At 42.1% G+C, this 5,561-nt stretch carries 5 protein-coding genes; 4 read left to right on the top strand and 1 reads right to left on the bottom strand.

Going from position 1 to position 5,561, the window contains the following annotated elements:
- Positions 1-147: 147 nt before the first annotated feature.
- Positions 148-594 (bottom strand): hotdog fold thioesterase, encoded by a 447-nt coding sequence (locus PLE34_RS21500; RefSeq protein WP_324560589.1) that lies wholly within the window; start codon positions 592-594, stop codon positions 148-150.
- Positions 595-703: 109 nt separating this feature from the next.
- Between PLE34_RS21500 and PLE34_RS21495 the strand changes: the two genes are divergently transcribed.
- The 4 genes from PLE34_RS21495 to PLE34_RS21480 all read left to right on the top strand — a co-directional run bounded on the left by PLE34_RS21495 (position 704) and on the right by PLE34_RS21480 (position 5,192).
- Positions 704-1,288 carry a Crp/Fnr family transcriptional regulator gene (locus PLE34_RS21495; protein WP_324560586.1) on the top strand — a complete coding sequence of 195 codons (585 nt, stop codon included), beginning with the start codon at positions 704-706 and terminating at the stop codon, positions 1,286-1,288.
- Positions 1,289-1,352: 64 nt separating this feature from the next.
- Positions 1,353-1,925, top strand: a complete 573-nt coding sequence (locus tag PLE34_RS21490) for a DinB family protein (RefSeq protein WP_324560583.1) — start codon at positions 1,353-1,355, stop codon at positions 1,923-1,925.
- Between the two features lie 53 nt (positions 1,926-1,978).
- On the top strand, positions 1,979-2,599 hold the full coding sequence (locus PLE34_RS21485; RefSeq protein WP_324560580.1) for a Crp/Fnr family transcriptional regulator: 621 nt from the start codon (positions 1,979-1,981) through the stop codon (positions 2,597-2,599).
- 271 nt (positions 2,600-2,870) lie between these two features.
- Positions 2,871-5,192: a lectin-like protein gene (locus PLE34_RS21480; RefSeq protein ID WP_324560577.1), complete on the top strand. Its 2,322-nt coding sequence runs from the start codon at positions 2,871-2,873 to the stop codon at positions 5,190-5,192.
- Positions 5,193-5,561 lie beyond the last annotated feature (369 nt).

The raw sequence follows: 5,561 nt of genomic DNA, 5'->3' as shown, positions 1-5,561 counted from the left end.
TATATAAAAAACTAACCAAAGGTCTGGATGATGTTGTCAATTACGAAATACAGCTTATCCCAACAATTGCAAGCATTTCGCTTATATCACACTGTTACAGGCCCTGCAACAGCAGACATTGTGCACTAAAAAAAACCAAGACAAAGCTTATGTAACCGGCATATCCTTTCCTTTTAAAATAGCAACTGTTAGCCGGCTTATGCAAAGCAATCTTTCCCTTTCATCATAAATTTTTATATCCCATACATGGGTAGAAGAGCCCAAATGTATAGGCGTGGCGATACCTGTAACCCGTCCCTGCCGGGCACTTCGGATATGATTGGCATTAATTTCCAGTCCCACACAAATAAATACATTCGTGTCTAAAACCAGCGATGAAGCCACACTTCCCAATGTTTCCGCCAGCGCAACCGAAGCGCCGCCATGCAATAAACCATAAGGCTGCCGGGTACGCTGGTCTACCGGCATGGTGGCTTTCAGGTAATCATTCCCGATTTCAGTAAATTCAATACCAATGTGCTCTCCCATGGTTCCGGCACTCATGGCCTGCAGCTTTTGAAGTGAGAATTCCTTTTTAAACCAGATATGCGACATGATTACAGATTGTTTTAATGTTCAATTGAATTCAAACTTAATTGTTTTCACTGCAATAATATAACCCCGTTCATTGATTATTTTTAATATTGCTGACAGATTTTTAGCAATGCACGACCAACTTTTACAACTCAGACAACTCATTCAGGCTGTATATCCGTTGCCTGATGAAGACTGGCATGCCTTTACCGGGATATGGCAGCCTTTTTCCGCAAAAAGAAAAGAGATCATTACGGCTGCCGGAGAAAGAGAAAAATATTTATATTTTGTGCTGGAAGGCCTGCAAAGAGTATATTATTATGATGAGCAGGATCGTGAAGCCACCCTCGTTTTTACCTATGCGCCTTCTTTTGGCGGCGTGCTGGATGCCATGATGCTGCATCAGCCTTCGCGCTATACGTATGAAACCCTTACGCCATCTTTCTTTTTAAGAGCCCCATACCATGAAGTGGAAATCATTATGAAAAACAGGCCTGCTGTTGAAACGATGGTGCGTATGGGCGTAACCAATGCCTTATCGGGCTTATTAGAACGGCTCGCAGAAATACAATGCTACTCTTCTGAAGATAAGTTCAGAAAACTTTTACAACGCAGTCCGCACATTTTACAACTGGTTCCTCATAAATACCTCGCTAATTACCTGGGAATAGACCCTACCAACTTCAGCAAGATCATCAACAAAATAAAAATCTGAAAATCTTGGTATTTACCAATACTTATCATTGCCCCGCGATACAACTTTGCATCATCAATAAAATATGAAGCAAATGAAAGCCATGTCAAAATTCAAATTATTAAGCTCATTGGAGCAGGAGGTTGAAAAACATCTTGCTGAAGCCGTTAGCGTTTTCCAGAACTTACCCGAAGAAACCCTGTTAAAACCCGCCCCGGATGGCGGCTGGAGCATGGCCCAGTGCCTGGCGCATTTAAACAGCTATGGCAGGTTTTATTTACCGGCAATCACTTATGCCATCAACCATCCCGCGGGAAACGCTACCAACGAAAAATTTAAAAGCGGATGGCTGGGCAATTATTTTACCCAAATGATGCAACCCGGCAATTCCACTAAAAAATATAAGTCGCCTAAAGATCATTCCCCAACGCCCGATCTTGATGCCCGTGCAGTAGTGGCGGAATTCATACAGCAGCAGGAACAGCTTATGCGCTGCCTGCGAAAAGCTAAAGCCACAGATATTAATGCCACCCGCGTACCCGTATCCATTTCAAAATGGATCCGTTTAAAGCTCGGTGATACTTTCCGGTTTTTAATTGCGCATAATGAACGGCATATGCTACAGGCAAAAAGACATTTGATTTTATGCCCGTTATAGTTTTAGATTTGCCTTGCTATAATTGTCTTACTATATTCACACAGGTAATCCGAATGCTTACACATAAAATAAACCGCACCACATCTGAAAAAGAAAAAATGATTCATTCGCCGCTGGCGGATTTTATCAGAACGCTATACCCGCTGGGAAAAAAAGCAGAGCAATACATTATACAAAATTCATTTCACAAAAAAATAAGCAGGAGCAAATACCTTTTAAAACCAGGTGAATTTTGTTCATATTATTACTATATACACAAAGGCGTTTTACGTGCTTTTATAAAAGAAGGAAAAAAGGAGATCACCACATGGATCAATCCCGAAAATGAGATTACTACTTCTATCCGCAGTATGTCGCGCAATGAGCCATCACTGGAATATATACAAGCCCTGGAAAACAGCGATCTGTATGCCATGTCTTTTGAAAGCATGCAAAAGATGTATACGCTCTTTCCTGAAATGAATACAGTAGCACGGATGCTGCTGGAAGAATATTATGCTGCGTCAGAAGAAAGATCATATATTTCGCGCCTACCAAGCGCCGAAAAAAGATACAGTCATTTTAATGCTACAAGGCCGGAGCTGGTAAACCGTATACCGCTCAAATATGTGGCCTCCTATCTGGGCATGTCGGAAGAAACACTCAGTCGGCTCAGAAGCAAAAAAAGCATGTAGTTCAACATATATTAACTCCATCTTGTCTCCTCTACTAAACAGAAAAATAAATCCTGATAATTGTCAAGAAAATAAAGCACTTTTTTATAAGTAAAAACACTTAGCGTGCAACAAAAAAAACTCGTTGAACTCTATGCCAGCATTGATTTTCTTTCCATTTTTAAAAAAGTAAAGATCGTCAGATCAACCACCTTCCCTTTTCCAGCAGTCCCGGCAAACTCGGTTTTTTTTGCTTTTTTTGACTTTCGAAGTCAATTTAAAACCAATACTCATGAAACAGATTTTTACCTTTCTGGCCTGTGTGCTATGCATTCCATCCTTTTCGCAAATTACAGTTAACGGTTCTTCATCTTCCACCGCGGTAGCCAATAATGCTCCGGCTATAGTGGTGGATGACGCACTCACGGTAACCGGCGTAAGCATTAGTAAATTCCGTGTGTCCATATCAACCAATTACAACGCAGGTGATGTGTTGTCCTATTCCGGAACCCTGCCATCGGGTGTAACAGCAGCATATGCATCCGGTGTTTTAACATTTACAGGTGTGGCCAGCCCGAACAATTATCAAAGCCTGCTGCGCACGGTAAAGTTTAATACTACTTCATCCGTATCTGCCACGCGCACCGTTACTTTTGAGGCCGGCGACGGAACCGCTAAGTTTTACAATACTAACGGTCACTACTATGCGTATATAACAGGATCTTATACCTGGACGGATGCTAAAGCCAATGCCGCCACCAAAAATCTGTTCGGACAAACCGGCTACCTGGTTACTATTACAAGCGCCGCAGAAAATACTATGGTGCTGTCTTTAAGTGGTCAGGGCTGGATTGGGGCCAGCGATCAATTTAGCGAGATCAATGCTGCTACCGGCACCAACACTTACGCCAGCCAAACTGCTTCTGAAGGAAAATGGTATTGGGTTACCGGCCCGGAAAAGGGCACACATTTTTCCAATGGAAGTACAGCAGTTTCAGGCCAATATAACAACTGGAACAGCGGAGAACCAAACAACTCTTCAGGTGAGCATTATGCAGAAAATTCTTATGCTGCCGGTAAATGGAATGATTCAAAAAATACTGGTCCTTTAGGATATATATTAGAATTTGGCGGCGTTACCGGAGAGCCGGTTGTTGACATAACACACAGCAGAAATATTCAGCTTATTGCCACCGAGCTTAAGGCTACCACAGGTTCGGTAACTTACCAGTTACACGCAGCCGCTCTTGCCGTGGATGACAATATTGCAGTGCACAGCGCCGCAAATATTGTTAATACGAGGGTAACCATTTCTGGTAATTTTAATCCGGGTGATGTTTTAAGCTATACCGGACCTGCGCTTCCATACAATGGTATTACCGCTGTGGCTTATAACTCCGCAACAGGAGTATTGACCCTTACCGGAACTGCTTCATCCGGCAATTGGCAAACAGTATTGCGCAATGTAAAATTCAATTCGTCTTCCAACATCATCGCCAACAGAACCATTACTTTTTCAGCAGGTAACCAGATAGCTTTTAGCAACGGTCATTTTTACGAATATGTGGCTGCAGCCGGGAACTGGTCAACAGCAAAAACTGCCGCGGCAGGCAGAAGTTATTTGGGATTACAGGGTTACCTGGCCACCGTTACCACGCAACAGGAAAATGATTTTATACAGCAAAAATTATCTGCCAACGCATGGATTGGCGCCAGTGACAGCTATGCAGATATTAATGCGGCCACCGGCGCCACCACTTATGCCAGCCAGGGTGCATCCGAAGGAAAATGGTATTGGGTTACCGGGCCCGAAAAAGCAACTCAAATAACTACCGGCAATGCGCCCAACAGCACGTCTTATCCCCCGGCTTTTGGTACGGCATACAACAACTGGAACCTGGGAGAACCCAATAATTCCGGCAGTAATGAAAATCATGCACAAATATATTCCGTAGGAGCAAACCCCGGCAAATGGAATGATCTTGCAGGTACAACCAGTCTCGGCTATGTAGTGGAATATGGCGGACTAACTACTGATCCTCCTGTTTTTTTAACGGCTAACCGCACCATATCTATTAACAGCATTCTGCCTGTTACCGGGTTGAAATTCCAGGTAAGTGAAACCGCCAAAGGATCATTTCTAACCTGGAGTACCCAAACGGAAATCAATACCTTGCACTTCGATATTGAACACAGCGATGACGGTATTCATTTCAATAAAATAGGGCAACAGTCTGCAGCAGGCAACAGTTCATTCCGGCGTGAATATGAATGGCTGCATACTGCTCCGTCAGCCGGTTATAATTATTATCGTTTAAAACAGGTTGATACAGACGGCCGTTATACTTTCAGCGAAATAAAGCTACTCAAAATTGAAAAAGAAAAAATCAGCATAACACCAAATCCGGTGCGTTCGCAACTCACGGTCAATTATCCTTATAATAAAAAGCCGGCAACATTACTTATTCTGAGAAGCAATGGTGTACAAACCCATAAGATCACGATCAAACAAAACCAAACCCTGATAGATGTTTCCCAAATGTCTGCAGGGATCTATTACATTACTATTATTGGTGATACAAAACCTGTAACGATGAAATTTATTAAGCAATAAAGCAGCACTGTAAAGAGAACCTTGCATTTCTTTTTGACAGCCATACCGGAAACAAAAGCATTGTAACCGGTATGGCTTTTTGATGTAAGAAACAAAAAAACGCTTTGCAACATAAATTAACTTGAAACAATTAAAGCTAACTGCCAAAACAAGATAAAGACAACTCCATTGAAATTTTCTTTGTAACATTGGGTATCTTTCTGGCCATACATACTCTACATATAAAAGCAGCAGGCTTTTCACTGTAGCTATACTTTGAAATTTCACACAACTGATAATACATTCTTCTTGTTATAACGCTCTAAACCTGATCATTCCTGACTTGTCCGCCATTGATTTTTATAAAGTATAAGTCATTGATGATGTGAG

It is taken from the genome of Agriterribacter sp. (assembly GCF_035445465.1).
GTDB lineage: Bacteria > Bacteroidota > Bacteroidia > Chitinophagales > Chitinophagaceae > Agriterribacter.
Note: the sequence above shows the minus strand (reverse complement) of the source record. Positions and strands in the feature narration are given on the sequence as shown.